This window comes from Xanthomonas sp. GPE 39, assembly GCF_000963005.1.
In the GTDB taxonomy this organism is placed as follows: domain Bacteria; phylum Pseudomonadota; class Gammaproteobacteria; order Xanthomonadales; family Xanthomonadaceae; genus Xanthomonas_A.
On sequence record NZ_JZHZ01000007.1, the window covers coordinates 660,738 to 677,321 of the forward strand.

The 16,584-nt window shown below is 60.7% G+C and carries 28 protein-coding genes and 3 tRNA genes; all 31 read left to right on the forward strand.

The annotated features are described in order from the left end of the window. Positions 1–110: 110 nt before the first annotated feature. The 31 genes from XALGPE39_RS02725 to rplQ all read left to right on the forward strand — a co-directional run bounded on the left by XALGPE39_RS02725 (position 111) and on the right by rplQ (position 16,575). Positions 111–196, forward strand: a tRNA-Tyr gene (locus XALGPE39_RS02725). A 32-nt stretch (positions 197–228) separates the two neighbouring features. Further along, a tRNA-Gly gene (locus XALGPE39_RS02730) sits at positions 229–302 on the forward strand. 30 nt (positions 303–332) lie between these two features. After that, a tRNA-Thr gene (locus XALGPE39_RS02735) sits at positions 333–408 on the forward strand. Positions 409–453: 45 nt separating this feature from the next. Then, on the forward strand, positions 454–1,644 hold the full coding sequence (tuf, locus tag XALGPE39_RS02740; RefSeq protein ID WP_045726889.1) for an elongation factor Tu: 1,191 nt from the start codon (positions 454–456) through the stop codon (positions 1,642–1,644). 484 nt (positions 1,645–2,128) lie between these two features. Beyond that, entirely contained in the window at positions 2,129–2,440 is a 312-nt protein-coding gene (rpsJ, locus tag XALGPE39_RS02745) for a 30S ribosomal protein S10 (RefSeq protein WP_045726890.1), read from the forward strand. An 11-nt stretch (positions 2,441–2,451) separates the two neighbouring features. After that, complete coding sequence (rplC, locus tag XALGPE39_RS02750; RefSeq protein WP_045726891.1) at positions 2,452–3,102, forward strand: 50S ribosomal protein L3; 651 nt, start codon at positions 2,452–2,454, stop codon at positions 3,100–3,102. A gap of 12 nt (positions 3,103–3,114) precedes the next feature. Then, positions 3,115–3,720: a 50S ribosomal protein L4 gene (rplD, locus tag XALGPE39_RS02755; RefSeq protein ID WP_045728916.1), complete on the forward strand. Its 606-nt coding sequence runs from the start codon at positions 3,115–3,117 to the stop codon at positions 3,718–3,720. Next, positions 3,717–4,016 carry a 50S ribosomal protein L23 gene (gene rplW, locus XALGPE39_RS02760; protein ID WP_003470672.1) on the forward strand — a complete coding sequence of 100 codons (300 nt, stop codon included), beginning with the start codon at positions 3,717–3,719 and terminating at the stop codon, positions 4,014–4,016. The genes rplD and rplW overlap by 4 nt, the downstream gene beginning before the upstream one ends. A gap of 10 nt (positions 4,017–4,026) precedes the next feature. Beyond that, positions 4,027–4,854: a 50S ribosomal protein L2 gene (gene rplB, locus XALGPE39_RS02765; RefSeq protein ID WP_045726892.1), complete on the forward strand. Its 828-nt coding sequence runs from the start codon at positions 4,027–4,029 to the stop codon at positions 4,852–4,854. A 6-nt stretch (positions 4,855–4,860) separates the two neighbouring features. After that, positions 4,861–5,130: a 30S ribosomal protein S19 gene (rpsS, locus tag XALGPE39_RS02770; protein ID WP_012915061.1), complete on the forward strand. Its 270-nt coding sequence runs from the start codon at positions 4,861–4,863 to the stop codon at positions 5,128–5,130. A gap of 12 nt (positions 5,131–5,142) precedes the next feature. Further along, complete coding sequence (gene rplV, locus XALGPE39_RS02775) at positions 5,143–5,478, forward strand: 50S ribosomal protein L22 (protein WP_003486710.1); 336 nt, start codon at positions 5,143–5,145, stop codon at positions 5,476–5,478. Positions 5,479–5,495: 17 nt separating this feature from the next. Further along, positions 5,496–6,230, forward strand: a complete 735-nt coding sequence (gene rpsC, locus XALGPE39_RS02780; RefSeq protein WP_045726893.1) for a 30S ribosomal protein S3 — start codon at positions 5,496–5,498, stop codon at positions 6,228–6,230. A 5-nt stretch (positions 6,231–6,235) separates the two neighbouring features. After that, positions 6,236–6,649 carry a 50S ribosomal protein L16 gene (gene rplP / locus XALGPE39_RS02785; protein WP_012915063.1) on the forward strand — a complete coding sequence of 138 codons (414 nt, stop codon included), beginning with the start codon at positions 6,236–6,238 and terminating at the stop codon, positions 6,647–6,649. Beyond that, on the forward strand, positions 6,649–6,834 hold the full coding sequence (rpmC, locus tag XALGPE39_RS02790) for a 50S ribosomal protein L29 (RefSeq protein WP_012915064.1): 186 nt from the start codon (positions 6,649–6,651) through the stop codon (positions 6,832–6,834). The genes rplP and rpmC overlap by 1 nt, the downstream gene beginning before the upstream one ends. An 11-nt stretch (positions 6,835–6,845) precedes the next feature. After that, complete coding sequence (gene rpsQ, locus XALGPE39_RS02795; RefSeq protein ID WP_045728917.1) at positions 6,846–7,115, forward strand: 30S ribosomal protein S17; 270 nt, start codon at positions 6,846–6,848, stop codon at positions 7,113–7,115. Between the two features lie 14 nt (positions 7,116–7,129). Next, positions 7,130–7,498, forward strand: a complete 369-nt coding sequence (gene rplN / locus XALGPE39_RS02800) for a 50S ribosomal protein L14 (protein ID WP_003486699.1) — start codon at positions 7,130–7,132, stop codon at positions 7,496–7,498. Between the two features lie 15 nt (positions 7,499–7,513). Continuing rightward, complete coding sequence (gene rplX / locus XALGPE39_RS02805) at positions 7,514–7,831, forward strand: 50S ribosomal protein L24 (RefSeq protein ID WP_045726894.1); 318 nt, start codon at positions 7,514–7,516, stop codon at positions 7,829–7,831. 11 nt (positions 7,832–7,842) lie between these two features. Continuing rightward, positions 7,843–8,385 (forward strand): 50S ribosomal protein L5, encoded by a 543-nt coding sequence (gene rplE / locus XALGPE39_RS02810; RefSeq protein ID WP_010341606.1) that lies wholly within the window; start codon positions 7,843–7,845, stop codon positions 8,383–8,385. Positions 8,386–8,450: 65 nt separating this feature from the next. Then, a complete protein-coding gene (rpsN, locus tag XALGPE39_RS02815; RefSeq protein WP_045726895.1) occupies positions 8,451–8,756 on the forward strand; it encodes a 30S ribosomal protein S14 in 306 nt (101 codons plus the stop codon). Between the two features lie 267 nt (positions 8,757–9,023). Beyond that, entirely contained in the window at positions 9,024–9,422 is a 399-nt protein-coding gene (gene rpsH, locus XALGPE39_RS02820) for a 30S ribosomal protein S8 (RefSeq protein ID WP_045726896.1), read from the forward strand. Between the two features lie 16 nt (positions 9,423–9,438). After that, positions 9,439–9,966, forward strand: coding sequence for a 50S ribosomal protein L6 (rplF, locus tag XALGPE39_RS02825; protein WP_045726897.1), 528 nt, complete (start codon positions 9,439–9,441; stop codon positions 9,964–9,966). Between the two features lie 93 nt (positions 9,967–10,059). Beyond that, a complete protein-coding gene (gene rplR, locus XALGPE39_RS02830) occupies positions 10,060–10,419 on the forward strand; it encodes a 50S ribosomal protein L18 (protein ID WP_045726898.1) in 360 nt (119 codons plus the stop codon). 154 nt (positions 10,420–10,573) lie between these two features. Next, the gene (rpsE, locus tag XALGPE39_RS02835; protein ID WP_045728918.1) at positions 10,574–11,119 is read left to right on the forward strand and encodes a 30S ribosomal protein S5; all 546 of its coding nucleotides are present in this window, start codon (positions 10,574–10,576) and stop codon (positions 11,117–11,119) included. Next, the gene (rpmD, locus tag XALGPE39_RS02840) at positions 11,112–11,303 is read left to right on the forward strand and encodes a 50S ribosomal protein L30 (RefSeq protein ID WP_045726899.1); all 192 of its coding nucleotides are present in this window, start codon (positions 11,112–11,114) and stop codon (positions 11,301–11,303) included. Before rpsE ends, rpmD begins: the two co-directional genes overlap by 8 nt. A 5-nt stretch (positions 11,304–11,308) precedes the next feature. Then, the gene (rplO, locus tag XALGPE39_RS02845; RefSeq protein ID WP_045726900.1) at positions 11,309–11,752 is read left to right on the forward strand and encodes a 50S ribosomal protein L15; all 444 of its coding nucleotides are present in this window, start codon (positions 11,309–11,311) and stop codon (positions 11,750–11,752) included. 7 nt (positions 11,753–11,759) lie between these two features. Beyond that, complete coding sequence (secY, locus tag XALGPE39_RS02850) at positions 11,760–13,130, forward strand: preprotein translocase subunit SecY (protein ID WP_045726901.1); 1,371 nt, start codon at positions 11,760–11,762, stop codon at positions 13,128–13,130. 339 nt (positions 13,131–13,469) lie between these two features. Further along, entirely contained in the window at positions 13,470–13,826 is a 357-nt protein-coding gene (rpsM, locus tag XALGPE39_RS02855; protein ID WP_045728919.1) for a 30S ribosomal protein S13, read from the forward strand. Positions 13,827–13,835: 9 nt separating this feature from the next. Beyond that, on the forward strand, positions 13,836–14,228 hold the full coding sequence (gene rpsK, locus XALGPE39_RS02860) for a 30S ribosomal protein S11 (protein ID WP_003470632.1): 393 nt from the start codon (positions 13,836–13,838) through the stop codon (positions 14,226–14,228). A 14-nt stretch (positions 14,229–14,242) separates the two neighbouring features. Further along, the gene (gene rpsD / locus XALGPE39_RS02865) at positions 14,243–14,872 is read left to right on the forward strand and encodes a 30S ribosomal protein S4 (RefSeq protein ID WP_045726902.1); all 630 of its coding nucleotides are present in this window, start codon (positions 14,243–14,245) and stop codon (positions 14,870–14,872) included. A 50-nt stretch (positions 14,873–14,922) separates the two neighbouring features. Next, a complete protein-coding gene (gene rpoA / locus XALGPE39_RS02870; protein ID WP_045726903.1) occupies positions 14,923–15,921 on the forward strand; it encodes a DNA-directed RNA polymerase subunit alpha in 999 nt (332 codons plus the stop codon). A gap of 270 nt (positions 15,922–16,191) precedes the next feature. Beyond that, positions 16,192–16,575, forward strand: coding sequence for a 50S ribosomal protein L17 (rplQ, locus tag XALGPE39_RS02875; RefSeq protein WP_045726904.1), 384 nt, complete (start codon positions 16,192–16,194; stop codon positions 16,573–16,575). The last annotated feature ends 9 nt before the right edge of the window (positions 16,576–16,584 follow it).

Consider the following 16,584-nt stretch of genomic DNA (forward strand, 5'->3'; position numbering starts at 1 on the left):
TGTCTGCCCGCGTCAAAAGGCTGTTGACAAGGCAATGGTGTCAAGGAAGAATAGCGGGCTGTTTCACCCCTCTTTGATTCGGTTTCGCGACCGGGTTGGGGCGGGTAGTTGGAGGGATACCCAAGCGGCCAACGGGGGCAGACTGTAAATCTGCTGGCTTACGCCTTCGGTGGTTCGAATCCACCTCCCTCCACCAGTAATTTTGTTGTGGCAGTGTGTCATCCCGTAGCGGGAGTAGTTCAACGGTAGAACCTCAGCCTTCCAAGCTGATGGTGCGGGTTCGATTCCCGTCTCCCGCTCCATTGAACGCGCGTGTGTCACAATAAAGCAACGCTCACGTAGCTCAGTCGGTAGAGCACCTCCTTGGTAAGGAGGAGGTCGAAGGTTCGATTCCTTTCGTGAGCACCATATTCAGTCGTCAAATCTTTCTAAGATCATCGAGAAGAAGCAGCCATGGCCAAGGGTAAGTTCGAGCGCACCAAGCCGCACGTCAACGTCGGCACCATCGGTCACGTCGACCACGGCAAGACCACGCTGACGGCAGCACTGACCAAGGTCGGCGCGGAGCGCTTCGGCGGCGAATTCAAAGCCTACGACGCGATCGACGCGGCGCCGGAAGAGAAGGCGCGCGGTATCACGATCTCGACCGCCCACGTGGAATACGAATCCCCGACGCGTCACTACGCGCACGTGGATTGCCCGGGGCACGCGGACTACGTGAAGAACATGATCACCGGTGCGGCGCAGATGGACGGCGCGATCCTGGTGTGCTCGGCCGCTGACGGCCCGATGCCGCAGACCCGCGAGCACATCCTGCTGTCGCGTCAGGTCGGCGTGCCGCACATCGTGGTGTTCTTGAACAAGGCCGACATGGTCGACGACGCCGAGCTGCTTGAGCTGGTCGAGATGGAAGTGCGCGAGCTGCTGAGTAAGTACGACTTCCCGGGCGACGACACCCCGATCATCCATGGTTCGGCGCGTCTGGCGCTGGAAGGTGATCAGAGCGAGATCGGCGTGCCGGCGATCCTGAAGCTGGTGGAAGCGCTGGACACGTTCATCCCGGAGCCGCAGCGCGACGTGGACAAGCCGTTCCTGATGCCGGTGGAAGACGTGTTCTCGATTTCCGGTCGCGGCACGGTGGTGACCGGTCGTATCGAGCGCGGCATCATCAAGGTGGGCGACGAAATCGAAATCGTCGGCATCCGTGCGACGCAGAAGACCACGGTGACGGGCGTGGAAATGTTCCGCAAGCTGCTGGACCAGGGTCAGGCTGGCGATAACGCGGGTCTGCTGCTGCGCGGCACCAAGCGTGACGACGTGGAGCGCGGCCAGGTGCTGTGCAAGCCGGGTTCGATCAAGCCGCACACCGAGTTCGAGGCCGAGGTGTACGTGTTGTCGAAGGACGAGGGTGGTCGTCACACGCCGTTCTTCAAGGGCTACCGTCCGCAGTTCTATTTTCGCACCACCGACATCACTGGCGCGTGCCAGTTGCCGGAAGGCGTGGAGATGGTGATGCCGGGCGACAACATCAAGATGGTGGTGACGCTGATCAACCCGGTGGCGATGGACGAAGGCCTGCGTTTCGCGATCCGCGAAGGCGGCCGGACCGTCGGCGCCGGCGTGGTGGCCAAGATCATCAAGTAATGCACTCTGGCAGCCTTGGCTGCCGGATGTAGTGGATAGGCGGCGACTTGGGTCGCCGCGAAGGCGAAGGGTCGGCGAAAGTCGGCCCTTCGTCGTTCATGGTCACGGCATAGGCCGGTCTGCATATTTCTTGCCGCAGAGTGTTGCGAACAGCTCAAGCGCCCCTTATAATGCGCGGCTCGGCGTTCCTGGGTAGGGCGCCGGCAAGACAGCGAAAAGAGGGGCAGGAAGTCGCTCGTGTTCGCAAGACCGGGAAGGTCGCGTTGTGTGGAGAACTCAATAACCTTGTGTTATTGACGCCGCTCTATCTGCGCATTATACTTTTCCGTCTAGGCAGGCCGGGTCGACTGGTCTGCCTCAGTTTTTGGGGTGTAGGAATGCCCTCGCCGAGTCGGAACGCTTGGCGCATATGACATCAGGACATCACCGGGGCAGGTATCCCAGAGGCCTTGCCCGTCGCTCTTTTAACGAAGGAACCACCGTTATGGCGGACCAAAAGATCCGGATTCGGTTGAAGGCGTTCGATAGTCGTTTGATCGACCGTTCAGCCAGCGAGATCGTTGAGACGGCCAAGCGGACCGGCGCGCAAGTGCGTGGCCCGATCCCGTTGCCGACCAAGATCGAACGCTACACCATTCTCGTTTCTCCGCACGTCGATAAAGACGCGCGCGACCAGTACGAGACCCGCACGCACAAGCGCGTGCTCGACATCGTCGACCCCAACGACAAGACCGTGGACGCGCTGATGAAGCTAGAACTCGCGGCTGGCGTCGATGTCCAGATCAAGTTGACCTGAGGACTGCGACCATGACGAAGAAATATTCGTTGGGCTTCGTGGGCCGTAAGGCCGGTATGAGCCGCGTCTTCACTGAAGACGGCCGCTCCATTCCGGTGACCCTGATCGAAGCGACCCCGAACCGTATCACCCAGCTCAAGACGGTTGAGAGCGACGGCTACAGCGCTGTGCAGATCACCGTGGGTGCCCGTCGCGCCGCGTTGGTCAACAAGCCGGCGGCTGGCCACTTCGCCAAGGCGAAGGTGGAAGCGGGGCGTGGCCTGTGGGAGTTCCGCGTCGAAGATGCGCAGCTGGGCGACTTTGCCATCGGCGGCGAGATCAAGGCGGACATCTTTGAAGTCGGCCAGAAGGTCGACGTCCAGGGCGTCACCAAGGGCAAGGGCTTCCAAGGCACCATCAAGCGGCACAACTTCCGCATGGGCGACGCCACCCACGGTAACTCGCTGTCGCATCGCGCGCCGGGTTCGCTGGGTCAGCGCCAGACCCCGGGTCGCGTTTTCCCGGGCAAGAAGATGTCCGGCCACATGGGCGCGGTGCAGCAGAGCACGCAGAATCTGGAAGTGGTCAAGGTTGACGTCGAGCGTGGCTTGATCGCCATTCGCGGCGCGGTGCCTGGCGCTGCCGGTGGCGACGTGATCGTGCGTCCGGCTAGCAAGGCATAAGGAGAGATGACGATGGAACTCGTTATCACGGGTAGCAATAACAAGGTCTCGGTTTCCGATGCCGTGTTCGGTCGCGATTTCAGCGAGGATCTGGTGCACCAGGTCGTCGTTGCCTATCGCAACGCCGGTCGCGCTGGTACCAAGGCGCAGAAGACACGTTCGGAAGTCAATGGCACCACCAAGAAGTCGAAGAAGCAGAAGGGCGGTGGCGCTCGCCACGGCGCGCTGACTGCTCCGATCTTCGTCGGTGGCGGCGTGACCTTCGCGGCCAAGCCGCGCAGCTTCGAGCAGAAGGTGAACCGCAAGATGTACCGTGCGGCGATCTGCGCGATCTTCTCGGAACTCAATCGCCAGGGTCGTCTCAAGGTTGTCGACGCGTTCGACGTCCAGACCAGTAAGACCAAGGGTCTGATCGAGAAGCTGAAAGGTCTGGATGTGGGCAAGCGCCCGCTGATCGTGACCGAAGAAGCGTCCGAGCATCTGTACCTGTCCGCTCGTAATCTTCCCTATGTGGAAGTGCGCGATGTGCAGGGCCTGGATCCGGTGTCGCTGGTCGGGGCCGATACGGTCGTGATCACCGCCGATGCGGTCAAGAAGGTCGAGGAGTGGCTGGCATGAGCAGCAACGAAAAAATCTTCAGCGTGCTGCGTGCCCCGCGTGTCTCGGAAAAGACCGCGCGCCTGCAGGAACTCTCCAATCAATACGTCTTCGAGATCTCGAGCGAAGCCACCAAAGCCGATGTCAAGGCTGCGGTTGAGCAGTTGTTCGACGTCAAGGTCGAGTCGGTCAATGTGTTGAACGTTAAGGGCAAGAACAAGTCCTTCCGTTCGCGCAGCGGTCGTCGCGGCGATTGGCGCAAGGCGTACGTGCGTCTGGCCGAAGGCCAGTCCATCGACGTAACGGCCAAGGCCTGAGGTACATCCCATGCCATTGATGAAATTCAAACCCACTTCCGCAGGCCGTCGTTCGGCCGTGCGCGTGGTCACGCCCGATCTGCACAAGGGCGCCCCGCACGCTGCGCTGGTGGAAAAGCAGAGCAAGTCCGGTGGTCGTAATCACCACGGCCGCATCACCACCCGCCACGTCGGTGGTGGTCACAAGCAGCACTACCGCATCATCGACTTCAAGCGCAACAAGGAAGGTATTCCGGCGCGAGTGGAGCGGATCGAATACGATCCCAACCGCACCGCCCATATCGCCCTGCTGTGCTACGCCGATGGCGAGCGTCGCTACATCATCGCCCCGAAGGGCCTGAAGGCTGGCGATCAAGTGATCGCCGGTTCCGATGCCCCGATCAAGACCGGTAACACCCTGCCGCTGCGTAATATTCCGGTCGGTACGACGGTGCACGGCATCGAGTTGAAGCCAGGTAAGGGTGCGCAGATTGCGCGTGCCGCTGGCGCGGCGGTGCAGTTGGTTGCGCGCGAAGGCATTTACGCCACCCTGCGTCTGCGCTCCGGCGAAATGCGCAAGGTGCCGTCCGAGTGCCGCGCGACCATCGGTGAAGTCGGCAACGACGAACACAACCTCGAAAAGCTGGGTAAAGCTGGTGCCAAGCGTTGGCGCGGCGTGCGCCCGACCGTTCGCGGTGCGGCCATGAACCCGGTCGATCACCCGCACGGTGGTGGTGAGGCGAAAGCTGGTCAGGGTAATCCGCATCCGGTCACCCCGTGGGGTGTGCCGACCAAGGGTTACAAGACGCGCCATAACAAGCGCACCGAACAATTCATCGTCCGCGATCGTAGGGGCTAATCGACCATGGCACGTTCACTTAAGAAGGGCCCGTTCGTCGATCACCACCTCATCAAGAAGGTGGAGGCCGCGGCCGGCAGCAAGCGTCCGATCAAGACCTGGTCGCGTCGTTCCATGATCCTGCCGGAAATGGTGGGTTTCACCATCGCCGTGCATAACGGCAAGAACCACGTTCCGGTGCTGGTCAACGAGAACATGGTCGGCCACAAACTCGGCGAATTTGCCGTCACCCGGACCTTCAAAGGTCATGGTGGCGACAAGAAGTCGAGCCGCTAAGGAGAGATGACGATGGAAGCGAAAGCAATCCTGCGCACCGCGCGCATCTCACCGCAGAAAGCCCGTCTGGTCGCTGACCAGGTGCGCGGTCTTTCCGCCGAGCGGGCGGTCAACCTACTGAAGTTTTCGGACAAGAAAGCCGCTCACCTGATCAAGAAGGTGGTGGAGTCGGCGATCGCCAATGCCGAGAATAATCAAGGCGCGGATGTCGACGAGCTGAAGGTCAAGACCATCATGGTTGATGAAGGTCCGAGCTTGAAGCGTTTCATGGCGCGGGCGAAAGGCCGCGGTACCCGCATCCTCAAACGCACCAGCCACATCACTGTGGTTGTGGGCGCCGCCAAGTAAGCGGAAAGGAAAAGACGATGGGTCATAAAGTTAATCCGATCGGAATCCGCCTCGGTATCGCCAGGGACTGGAATTCCAAGTGGTACGCCAACAAGGGTGAGTTTGCCGGTTACCTGGCAGCCGACCTCAAAGTGCGTGAAATGCTGCGCAAGAAGTTGGCGCAGGCTGGTATCAGCAAGATCCTGATCGAGCGTCCGGCCAAGACCGCGCGCGTGACGATCCACACCGCCCGTCCGGGCGTGGTGATCGGCAAGCGCGGTGAGGACATCGAGAAGCTGCGTAAGGAAGTGAGCGAGATGATGGGCGTTCCTGCTCACATCAATGTCACCGAAGTGCGTAAGCCGGAGTTGGATGCGCAGTTGGTTGCCGAGTCGATCGCGCAGCAGTTGGAGCGTCGCATCATGTTCCGCCGCGCGATGAAGCGCTCGGTCGGTAACGCGATGCGCCTGGGTGCCCTGGGCATCAAGGTCAGCGTTTCCGGTCGCTTGAACGGTGCGGAAATCGCACGTTCCGAGTGGTACCGCGAGGGCCGTGTGCCGTTGCATACGCTTCGTGCCGACATCGACTATGGCTTCGCCGAAGCCAAGACGACCTACGGCATCATCGGTATCCAGGTGTTGATCTACAAGGGCGAGATCTTCGATTTCTCCCAGGTTGGCCAGGAAAAGCAGGACGATTCCCCGCGCAACGATCGCAATGATCGTGGCGACCGTGGCGACCGTCCCTCGCGTCCGGCCCGTGAAGCGAGGTAACGGCAATGTTGCAACCTAAGCGAACCAAATACCGCAAGATGCACAAGGGCCGTAACGATGGCCTGGCGTGGAGCGGCAACGCCGTCAGCTTCGGCGAATACGGCTTGAAGGCCACCGCGCACGGTCAGTTGACCGCGCGCCAGATCGAAGCGGCGCGCCGCTCGATCAGCCGCTACGTCAAGCGCGGCGGCAAAATGTGGATCCGCGTGTTCCCGGACAAGCCGATCACCAAGAAGCCGATCGAAGTGCGAATGGGCTCCGGTAAGGGTAACGTCGAGTACTGGGTCGCGCAGATCCAGCCCGGTCGCATGATTTATGAAATCGAAGGTGTCGGTGAAGATATCGCGCGCGAGGCGTTCCGCCTGGCCGCTGCCAAGCTTTCGGTGACCACCACCTTCGTGACCCGGACGGTACGCTGATGGACATCAAACAACTCCGCGAGAAGTCGGCCGACGATCTGAAGGCCCATCTGACCGATCTGCGCAAGGAGCAGTTCGCCCTGCGCATGCAGAGGGTCACCGGGCAGCTGCCGAAGACTCACGAAACCCGCCGGGTGCGCCGCGAGATCGCTCGCGTCAAGCACCTGCTCGGCAGCACGAAGTAAGGATGGCCGTGATGAGCGATAAGAACGAAAACAAGACGCTGCGCACGGTCGAAGGCCGTGTAGTCAGCAACAAGATGGACAAGACCGTCACCGTGCTGGTGGAGCGTCAGGTCAAGCATGCGTTGTACGGCAAGTACATCAAGCGCTCGACCAAGCTCCATGCACACGATGCCGACAACGCCTGCAACGAAGGCGATGTCGTGCGCGTGACCGAGATTGCGCCGATGTCCAAGACCAAGAACTGGCGGGTGGTGGAAATCGTCACCCGCGCGGTCGAATAAGGGAGATCTGAATCATGATCCAGATGCAGAGCTACCTCGACGTCGCCGACAACTCCGGTGCCAAGGAAGTGATGTGCATCAAGGTGCTCGGCGGCTCCAAGCGCCGTTACGCGCACATTGGCGACATCATCAAGGTCACCGTCAAGGACGCGATCCCGCGCGGCAAGGTCAAGAAGGGCGAAGTCTACGATGCCGTCGTGGTGCGTACCCGCAAGGGTGTGCGCCGTCCGGATGGTTCGTTGATCCGCTTCGATGGCAACGCCGCGGTGTTGCTCAATAACAAGCAGGAGCCGATCGGTACGCGTATTTTCGGGCCTGTGACCCGCGAGCTGCGTTCCGAGAAGTTCATGAAGATCGTCTCGCTCGCTCCCGAAGTGCTGTGAGCGGAGGACATACACATGGCTAACCGTATCAAGAAGGGCGACCAAGTCGTCGTCACCACCGGCAAGGACAAGGGCAAGCAGGGCGAAATCGTCCGCGTCGACGGCGATCGGGTGATCGTCTCCAACGCGAACATCGTCAAGCGCCACACCAAGCCGAATCCGCAAGCGGGTGTCGCTGGCGGCGTGGTCGAGCGCGAAGCGTCGATCCATATTTCCAACGTGGCGATTCTCAACCCGGCGACGGGCAAGGGCGAGCGCGTTGGCTTCAAGGTGCTGGAGGATGGACGCAAACTGCGTGTGTTCCGCTCCAGCGGTGAGGCGCTCGACGCCTGAGGAATGACACAATGACTTCCCGTCTCGAAAAGATCTACAAGGAAGAAGTGGTACCGGCTCTGATGAAGAAGTTCGGTTACACCAATCCGATGGAAGTACCGAAGCTGGTCAAGGTCACGCTTAACATGGGCGTGGGCGAGGCGGCGACGAACAAGAAAATCCTGGAGAACGCTGTTGCCGATATGGCGAAGGTCTCCGGCCAGAAGCCGGTCGTGACCAAGTCGCGCATCTCGGTGGCGTCCTTCAAGATCCGCGATGGTTGGCCGATTGGCTGCAAGACCACGCTGCGTCGCGCCAAGATGTACGAATTCCTGGATCGCCTGATCAACATCTCGCTGCCGCGCGTGCGCGACTTCCGTGGTGTGTCCGGTCGCTCGTTCGATGGTCGTGGTAACTTCAACATGGGTGTGAAGGAGCAGATCATCTTCCCGGAAATCGACTTCGACGCCGTCGATGCGATCCGGGGTATGGATATCGCCATCACCACCACCGCCAAGACCGACGCCGAAGCCAAAGCGTTGCTCGAAGCGTTTAAGTTTCCCTTCCGCAATTAACGATCGTCCGTGATCAAGAGTCCGGCCAGCCATGGCCGGACTTTCTAATCGAAAAGGTCATACACATGGCAAAGACCTCCATGGTCAACCGCGACATCAAGCGGAAAAAGCTGGCGAAGAAGTTCGCCGACAAGCGCGAAGCGCTGAAGAAGATCATCGCCTCCGGCACTGCGTCCTACGACGAGAAGGCCGAGGCAGTGACCAAGCTGCAGAAGCTTCCGCGCGATTCGTCGCCGAGTCGGCAGCGTAACCGCTGTGCACTGTCCGGTCGTCCGCGTGGCGTCTACAGCAAGTTCGGCCTGGGCCGCAATATGCTGCGTAAGGCGACCATGAACGGCGACGTGCCAGGTCTGCGCAAGGCTAGCTGGTAAAACGCCGCTTGGCTTCCCACTTCTGTTCAGGGAGTGGGTTCAGTAATTTCGCCACTCGCTTGCGATTTGGTCAACGCGTCCGGTGCAAATCGGACGTTTTGTCGTATACTCCCGCTCCTTGCCGCACAGCAAGGAAAGGGCTGTTTTGGTAAATGCGCACGATCGTCTCCAAGACCTTGCGCGTTTGCCTTCCGTGCGTCACTCCACACGTTTCACCACACAAGATTTTCGCGAAAGCGGATATCGGTGCACTCAAAGGTAGACACCATGAGCATGACTGATCCCATCGCCGACCTGCTGGTTCGCATTAAGAATGCGGCCGCGGTTGGTAAGCCGACGGTAAAGATGCCGTCCTCCAAGATCAAGGTTGCGATCGCGCAAGTGCTGAAAGCCGAAGGCTACATCAGCGATCTGCGGGTCAACGCAATCGAAAACAACAAGTCCGAGCTGGAAATCGTGCTGAAGTATTTCGAAGGCCGTCCGGTCATCGATACGCTCAAGCGCGTGTCGCGTTCGGGTCTGCGTCAATATCGCGGCAAGGCTGAGTTGCCGAAGGTTCTCGGCGGCCTGGGTGTTGCCATCATTTCCACGTCCAAGGGCATCATGACCGATGCGCAGGCCCGTCAGGCCGGCGTCGGTGGCGAAGTCCTGTGCTTCGTGGCCTAAGGGAAGGAGTACTCATATGTCCCGTGTAGCCAAGAAGCCGATTTCCCTCCCGAAGGGCGTCGAATTGAGCGTCCAGCCCGATCAGGTGAGCGTAAAGGGGCCGAAGGGTACCCTGTCGCTGCCGAAGCCGGCTGGTGTCGAAATCAAGCAGGAAAACGGTATCGCCACCCTGTCGGCGAATACCGACTCGCACATCGCTATCACTGGTACCGTGCGTGCCATCCTGGCGAACATGGTGCAGGGCGTCTCTGCTGGTTTCGAGCGTAAACTCGAACTGGTGGGCGTCGGTTACCGTGCCACGATGCAGGGTAAGGATCTGAGCCTGGCGCTCGGTTTCTCGCACCCGATTGTGTTTCAGGCACCTGAAGGCATTACCCTTGCGGCCCCGACCCAGACTGAAATTCTGGTGCAAGGCGCCGACAAGCAGCTTGTTGGCGAGGTCGCCGCCAAGATCCGCGGCTTCCGTCCGCCAGAGCCCTACAAGGGCAAGGGTGTGAAGTATGCCGGTGAAGCCATCATTCGCAAGGAAGCCAAGAAGGCATAAGGCAGGGAGTTCTGCCCGGAATTGGTCTGTTGCAGCCTGATATCCGACAGTCACTTCGCCCAATGTCGATCCGCTTCCGTAGGACACATAACCATGAGCATCAATAAGAATATCGCCCGTCTGCGTCGCGCCAAGTCGACCCGCGCCCACATCCGCAATCTGGGTGTGGCCCGCCTGTCGGTGCTGCGCACTGGGCAGCATTTGTACGCGCAGGTCTTTACCGCCGATGGCGCGAAGGTGCTCGCCGCGGCGAACACCTTGCAGGCCGACGTCAAGGATGGCCTGAAGAACGGCAAGAACAGCGATGCCGCCGCGAAGGTCGGCAAGCTGATCGCTGAGCGCGCCAAGGCTGCCGGCATCGAGAAGGTCGCTTTCGACCGCTCGGGCTACCGTTATCACGGCCGTATCAAGGCGTTGGCTGAAGCGGCGCGCGAAGGCGGCCTGCAGTTCTGATCCTTGTGGGTGCGGCGTTGCCGCGCCCGTCCTGCCGATGCGGGTTGCATCGGATCCAGGTGCGTCTTCTGTATGCACCTGGGGAGTTCCGTTCCACACCACAACTATAAGCGGCATGCGAGCCGTCAATTTTTCCATCATCAAGGGCATCACAATGGCTGAAGAACAGCGTGCACCGCGGGGTCGTGAACGCGACCGCAACCGCGAAGAAAAAGTCGACGATGGCATGATCGAAAAGCTGGTCGCGGTTAACCGCGTCAGCAAGACGGTCAAGGGTGGTCGTCAGTTCACCTTTACCGCGCTAACCGTGGTCGGTGATGGCAATGGCAAGATCGGATTCGGTTACGGCAAGGCGCGCGAAGTGCCGGTCGCGATCCAGAAGTCGATGGAATATGCGCGCAAGGGCATGCTCAACATCGATCTGAACAACGGTACCCTGTGGCACGCGGTCAAGTCCGGTCACGGTGCGGCGCGCGTGTTCATGATGCCGGCCTCCGAAGGTACCGGCGTGATCGCCGGCGGCGCGATGCGCGCGGTGTTGGAAGCGGTTGGCGTGAAGAACGTGCTGGCCAAGGCGGTTGGTTCGCGTAACCCGATCAACCTGGTGCGCGCCACGCTGCGCGGCCTGGAAGAAATGCAGTCGCCGGCCCGCATCGCGGCTAAGCGCGGCAAGAAGGTGGAGGATCTGGCCCATGGCTGATGCATCCAACAAGACAGTGAAGGTGCGCCTGGTGCGCGGCCTGCGTGGGACCCAATCGCGTCACCGCTTGTCGGTGCGTGCGCTGGGCCTGAATAAACTCAACGATGTGCGTGAACTGAAGGACAGCCCGCAAGTGCGTGGCCTGATCAATAAAGTTCAGTACCTCGTCCAGGTTGAGGAGTAATCGCCATGACGTTGCATCTGAATGATCTGAAGCCGGCCGACGGCGCCCGCACCGAACGCACCCGCGTCGGTCGTGGCATCGGTTCGGGCTTGGGTAAGACCTGCGGCCGCGGCCACAAAGGCTCGTTCGCACGTAAGGGTGGTGGCAAGATCAAGGCTGGCTTCGAAGGCGGCCAGACCCCTATGCAGCGCCGTCTGCCGAAGATCGGCTTCCGCTCCAAGCTGGCCAAGGACACGGCAGAAGTGCTGTCCTACCAGCTCGATAATCTGCCGGAAGGCGAGATCGATTTCGCCGCGCTGCGCGCCGCCAAGCTGGTCCCGAGCACTGCCAAGAAGGCCAAGGTGGTCCTGAAGGGCGAACTGACCAAGAAGTTCGTGCTCAAGGGCGTTGCGGCGACCGCTGGTGCCAAGGCGGCAATCGAGGCTGCCGGCGGCAGCGTGCAGGAGTAACACGCAAATGGCGCAGGCGGGCATGGGGCAACTCGGCGGCGGGCTTGGCAAGTTCACGGAACTTCGCCAGCGTCTGTTGTTCGTTATCGGCGCATTGATCGTCTACCGCATCGGTTGCTATGTGCCGGTGCCGGGGGTCAATCCCGAAGCCATGCTGGCGCTGATGCAGGCGCAGGGCGGCGGTATCGTGGACATGTTCAACATGTTCTCGGGCGGCGCCCTGCACCGTTTCAGCATCTTTGCGTTGAACGTGATGCCGTACATCTCGGCATCGATCGTGATCCAGCTAGCCACGCACATCTTCCCGTCGTTCAAAGCGATGCAGAAGGAAGGTGAGTCCGGGCGGCGCAAGATCACGCAGTATTCACGCATCGGTGCAGTCTTGCTGGCCGTCGTGCAGGGCGGCAGTATTGCCCTGGCGCTGCAGCATCAGACGGCGCCTGGTGGCGCGCCGGTGGTCTACGCGCCCGGCATGGGCTTCGTGCTCACAGCGGTGATTGCCTTGACCGCGGGCACCATCTTCTTGATGTGGGTGGGCGAACAGGTCACTGAGCGTGGTATCGGCAATGGCGTGTCGCTGATTATCTTCGCTGGCATCGTCGCCGGCTTGCCAGCAGCGGCGATCCATACCTTGGAAGCCTACCGCGATGGCAACATGAGTTTCATCTCGCTGTTGCTGATCGTGCTGACCATTTTGGCTTTCACCTTGTTCGTGGTGTTCGTCGAGCGCGGGCAACGCCGGATCACGGTCAATTACGCACGACGCCAAGGCGGTCGCAATGCGTACATGAACCAGACTTCGTTCCTGCCGCTCAAGTTGAATATGGCTGGCGTGATCCCGCCGATCTTCGCCTCCAGTATCCTTGCCTTCCCCGCGACGTTGTCGATGTGGTCGGGTCAGGCCGCCTCCAGCACCACTTTCGGCACGGTGTTGCAACGTGTCGCCAACGCGCTTGGCCCAGGCGAGCCTGTGCACATGATCGTGTTCGCTGCGTTGATCATCGGCTTCGCGTTCTTTTACACGGCATTGGTGTTCAACTCGCAGGAAACGGCGGACAACCTGAAGAAGTCCGGCGCACTGATTCCTGGCATCCGTCCGGGCAAGGCCACCGCCGACTACGTGGATTCCGTCTTGACTCGGTTGACTGCGGCCGGCTCGCTGTACTTGGTAATCGTGTGTCTGCTGCCTGAAGTGATGCGTGCCCAATTCGGTACCACTTTCCACTTCGGCGGCACCTCGCTCCTGATTGCTGTCGTGGTGGTGATGGACTTCATCGCGCAGATTCAGGCGCACTTGATGTCGCACCAGTACGAAAGCCTTTTGAAGAAGGCCAACCTGAAAGGTGGCGCGCGCGGTGGCGGTTTTGCCCGCGGTTGATTGCTATACTGTTTGAATCCTTCCGCGAAGAGGCTCCATTTCCTGGAGTGCTCTTGCGACTTGAAGGGCGGCCCGTGCAGCGGTCTCGTGCGCGGGTGAGATATCGTGGTCCTGCGCTGGAGTCGCGCGGGCGGTGGGCAGCAATTTGCGTGCTCGCCAACGATGTCCGGCGCCGGAGCATGGGCACACTCCCCATGCCGGGCTTGCGGAACCGAAACGTTCCACGGGCTTCCATGTAACCCGAGACCTTGCTAGACTTACAAGTTCACTTTTTGATCCATCCTGCCTGATAGTGCCATGCTGCGCTGTCGGGCCATCACTCAGTTGGAGAACCGCGTCATGGCGCGTATTGCAGGCGTCAACCTGCCAGCCCAGAAGCACGTCTGGGTCGGGTTGCAAAGCATCTACGGCATCGGCCGTACCCGTTCGAAGAAAGTCTGCGAAGCCGCAGGCGTGACCTCGGCCACCAAGATCCGCGATCTGTCCGAGCCGGAAATCGAGCGCTTGCGCCTCGAAGTCGGCAAGTACATCGTCGAAGGCGACCTGCGTCGTGAAATCGGCATCGCGATCAAGCGATTGATGGACCTGGGCTGCTACCGCGGCCTGCGTCATCGTCGTGGCCTGCCCCTGCGCGGTCAGCGCACCCGGACCAACGCCCGCACCCGTAAGGGTCCGCGCAAGGCGATCAAAAAGTAAGGGACAGACATGGCTAAGCCCGCAGCAGCAAAGACCAAGAAAAAGATCAAGCGCGTCGTCACCGACGGCGTCGCCCACGTCCACGCATCGTTCAACAACACCATCGTGACCATCACGGATCGGCAGGGCAATGCATTGTCCTGGGCGACCTCCGGTGGTGCCGGTTTCCGCGGTTCGCGCAAGTCCACGCCGTTCGCGGCGCAGGTGGCCGCCGAAAAAGCCGGGCGTGCCGCGCTCGACTACGGCGTGAAGTCGCTGGAAGTGCGCATCAAGGGCCCGGGTCCGGGTCGCGAGTCCGCCGTCCGTTCGTTGAACAACGTCGGATATAAGATCACCAACATCATCGACGTGACGCCAATCCCGCACAACGGGTGCCGTCCGCCGAAGAAGCGTCGCGTCTAAAGGAGCGATAAGAAATGGCTCGTTATATCGGTCCTACCTGTAAGCTCGCGCGCCGCGAAGGCGCCGATCTTTCTCTCAAGAGCCCAGCGCGTGCGCTGGATTCCAAGTGCAAGCTCGAGCAGAAGCCGGGTCAGCACGGCGCGACTGCGCGCAAGGGCAAGCTGTCCGACTACGCCACCCAGCTGCGCGAAAAGCAGAAGGTCAAGCGTATCTACGGTCTGCTGGAGCGTCAGTTCCGCAACTACTACAAGAAGGCCTCGACCAAGAAGGGCAACACCGGCGAGAACCTGCTGCAGTTGCTGGAAACCCGTCTGGACAACGTCGTCTATCGCATGGGCTTCGCCGTGACTCGCCCTGCTGCGCGTCAGTTGGTGTCGCACCGCGGTGTGTTGGTCAACGGCAAGTCGGTGAATCTGGCGTCGTACCAGGTCAAGGCTGGCGACGCGATCGCGCTGTCGGAAAAAGCACAGAAGCAGCTTCGTGTGCAGGAAGCGCTAGGCGTTGCCGAAACGCACGATCTGAACCCGTCTTGGGTCGAAGTCGATTCGAAGAAGTTCAGCGGCATCTTCAAGGCCGTACCGGATCGTGCGGATTTGCCTGCCGACATCAACGAAGCGCTGATCGTCGAGTTGTATTCGAAGTAATCACATTGGAGAGCTTCCGGTGACGGAAGCTCGTCAGGAGAACCCGCAACATGACGGTTACCGCCAACCAGGTCTTGCGTCCGCGTGGGCCGCAGATCGAACGCCTTACCGACAACCGTGCCAAGGTCGTTATCGAGCCTTTGGAGCGCGGTTACGGGCATACGTTGGGCAATGCCCTGCGTCGCGTGCTGCTGTCCTCGATTCCCGGCTTCGCGATCACCGAAGTCGAGATCGACGGCGTGCTGCACGAGTACACCACGGTCGAAGGATTGCAGGAGGACGTGTTGGAAGTCCTGCTCAACCTCAAGGACGTGGCCATCCGGATGCATACCGGCGACAGCGCCACCTTGTCGCTGTCCAAGCAGGGTCCGGGTACGGTCACTGCCACCGACATCAAGACCGACCATAACGTTGAAATCCTCAACAACGATCATGTGATCTGCCACCTGACCAAGGACACGGCACTCAACATGCGTCTGAAGATCGAGCGTGGCTTCGGTTACCAGCCTGCCGCCGCGCGTCGTCGTCCGGACGAAGAAACCCGCACCATCGGCCGCCTGGTCCTGGATGCGTCGTTCTCGCCAGTGCGTCGCGTTGCCTACGCCGTCGAGTCCGCGCGTGTGGAACAGCGTACCGACTTGGACAAGCTGGTTCTGGACATCGAAACCAACGGCACGATCGATGCCGAGGAAGCCGTGCGGACCGCCGCCGATATCCTCAGCGATCAGTTGTCTGTCTTCGGCGACTTTACCCATCGCGACCGCGGTGCGGCCAAGCCGGCGAGCAACGGTGTCGATCCAGTGCTGCTGCGCCCGATCGACGATCTGGAGCTTACGGTGCGTTCGGCCAACTGCCTGAAGGCCGAGAGCATTTACTACATCGGCGATCTGATCCAGAAAACCGAAGTGGAATTGCTCAAGACCCCGAATCTTGGCAAGAAGTCGCTCACCGAGATCAAGGAAGTGCTGGCGCAGCGCGGCCTATCGCTGGGGATGAAGCTGGAAAACTGGCCGCCTGCTGGCGTCGCTCAGCACGGCATGCTCGGCTAAGTCACTCGGATCCGGACCGTTGTCGCAAGGCAGCGGTCTTGGTCCAGATGGATAGAGCGCCGGGAGAGGTGATGCCGCGCGATGCGGCGACCCTGCGCCGTCGCATGCGTATCACGCCTTGTAACATGCAGTACTCCGCCGACGGGTCGCCATGCCTGCGGCGTCGCTCGGTCAAGGACGGCCGGCTCGGACCATCCGCAGTCCATTTTTCACGCCAGGATGGCGACAGCGATCTCCAACAGCTTCAATCTTTCATAGGAATCCAAGCCCATGCGTCACCAGAAATCCGGTCGCAAGTTCAGCCGCACCAGCGCACATCGCCAGGCGATGTTCTCCAACATGGCGGCGTCCTTGTTCAAGCACGAGTTGATCAAGACCACCCTTCCGAAGGCCAAGGAACTGCGCCGTGTCGCCGAGCCATTGATCACCATCGCCAAGGTCGATGGCGTTGCCAATCGCCGTTTGGCCTTCGCGCGTCTGCGCGACAAGGAAGCGGTGGGCAAGCTGTTCGTCGAGCTGGGCCCGCGTTACCAGTCGCGTCCGGGCGGCTACTTGCGCATCCTCAAGTGCGGTTTCCGCGCCGGTGATAATGCGCCGATGGCGTATGTCGAACTGGTCGATCGCCCGCTCGTGGCCGAGGCTGTCGCCGAGTAAGTCTGTTTA

Coding starts and splice junctions, on each gene's coding strand:
- tuf (WP_045726889.1), top strand. CDS start 454: ATGGCCAAGGGTAAGTTCGAGCGCACCAAGCCGCACGTCAACGTCGGC.
- rpsJ (WP_045726890.1), top strand. CDS start 2,129: ATGGCGGACCAAAAGATCCGGATTCGGTTGAAGGCGTTCGATAGTCGT.
- rplC (WP_045726891.1), top strand. CDS start 2,452: ATGACGAAGAAATATTCGTTGGGCTTCGTGGGCCGTAAGGCCGGTATG.
- rplD (WP_045728916.1), top strand. CDS start 3,115: ATGGAACTCGTTATCACGGGTAGCAATAACAAGGTCTCGGTTTCCGAT.
- rplW (WP_003470672.1), top strand. CDS start 3,717: ATGAGCAGCAACGAAAAAATCTTCAGCGTGCTGCGTGCCCCGCGTGTC.
- rplB (WP_045726892.1), top strand. CDS start 4,027: ATGCCATTGATGAAATTCAAACCCACTTCCGCAGGCCGTCGTTCGGCC.
- rpsS (WP_012915061.1), top strand. CDS start 4,861: ATGGCACGTTCACTTAAGAAGGGCCCGTTCGTCGATCACCACCTCATC.
- rplV (WP_003486710.1), top strand. CDS start 5,143: ATGGAAGCGAAAGCAATCCTGCGCACCGCGCGCATCTCACCGCAGAAA.
- rpsC (WP_045726893.1), top strand. CDS start 5,496: ATGGGTCATAAAGTTAATCCGATCGGAATCCGCCTCGGTATCGCCAGG.
- rplP (WP_012915063.1), top strand. CDS start 6,236: ATGTTGCAACCTAAGCGAACCAAATACCGCAAGATGCACAAGGGCCGT.
- rpmC (WP_012915064.1), top strand. CDS start 6,649: ATGGACATCAAACAACTCCGCGAGAAGTCGGCCGACGATCTGAAGGCC.
- rpsQ (WP_045728917.1), top strand. CDS start 6,846: ATGAGCGATAAGAACGAAAACAAGACGCTGCGCACGGTCGAAGGCCGT.
- rplN (WP_003486699.1), top strand. CDS start 7,130: ATGATCCAGATGCAGAGCTACCTCGACGTCGCCGACAACTCCGGTGCC.
- rplX (WP_045726894.1), top strand. CDS start 7,514: ATGGCTAACCGTATCAAGAAGGGCGACCAAGTCGTCGTCACCACCGGC.
- rplE (WP_010341606.1), top strand. CDS start 7,843: ATGACTTCCCGTCTCGAAAAGATCTACAAGGAAGAAGTGGTACCGGCT.
- rpsN (WP_045726895.1), top strand. CDS start 8,451: ATGGCAAAGACCTCCATGGTCAACCGCGACATCAAGCGGAAAAAGCTG.
- rpsH (WP_045726896.1), top strand. CDS start 9,024: ATGAGCATGACTGATCCCATCGCCGACCTGCTGGTTCGCATTAAGAAT.
- rplF (WP_045726897.1), top strand. CDS start 9,439: ATGTCCCGTGTAGCCAAGAAGCCGATTTCCCTCCCGAAGGGCGTCGAA.
- rplR (WP_045726898.1), top strand. CDS start 10,060: ATGAGCATCAATAAGAATATCGCCCGTCTGCGTCGCGCCAAGTCGACC.
- rpsE (WP_045728918.1), top strand. CDS start 10,574: ATGGCTGAAGAACAGCGTGCACCGCGGGGTCGTGAACGCGACCGCAAC.
- rpmD (WP_045726899.1), top strand. CDS start 11,112: ATGGCTGATGCATCCAACAAGACAGTGAAGGTGCGCCTGGTGCGCGGC.
- rplO (WP_045726900.1), top strand. CDS start 11,309: ATGACGTTGCATCTGAATGATCTGAAGCCGGCCGACGGCGCCCGCACC.
- secY (WP_045726901.1), top strand. CDS start 11,760: ATGGCGCAGGCGGGCATGGGGCAACTCGGCGGCGGGCTTGGCAAGTTC.
- rpsM (WP_045728919.1), top strand. CDS start 13,470: ATGGCGCGTATTGCAGGCGTCAACCTGCCAGCCCAGAAGCACGTCTGG.
- rpsK (WP_003470632.1), top strand. CDS start 13,836: ATGGCTAAGCCCGCAGCAGCAAAGACCAAGAAAAAGATCAAGCGCGTC.
- rpsD (WP_045726902.1), top strand. CDS start 14,243: ATGGCTCGTTATATCGGTCCTACCTGTAAGCTCGCGCGCCGCGAAGGC.
- rpoA (WP_045726903.1), top strand. CDS start 14,923: ATGACGGTTACCGCCAACCAGGTCTTGCGTCCGCGTGGGCCGCAGATC.
- rplQ (WP_045726904.1), top strand. CDS start 16,192: ATGCGTCACCAGAAATCCGGTCGCAAGTTCAGCCGCACCAGCGCACAT.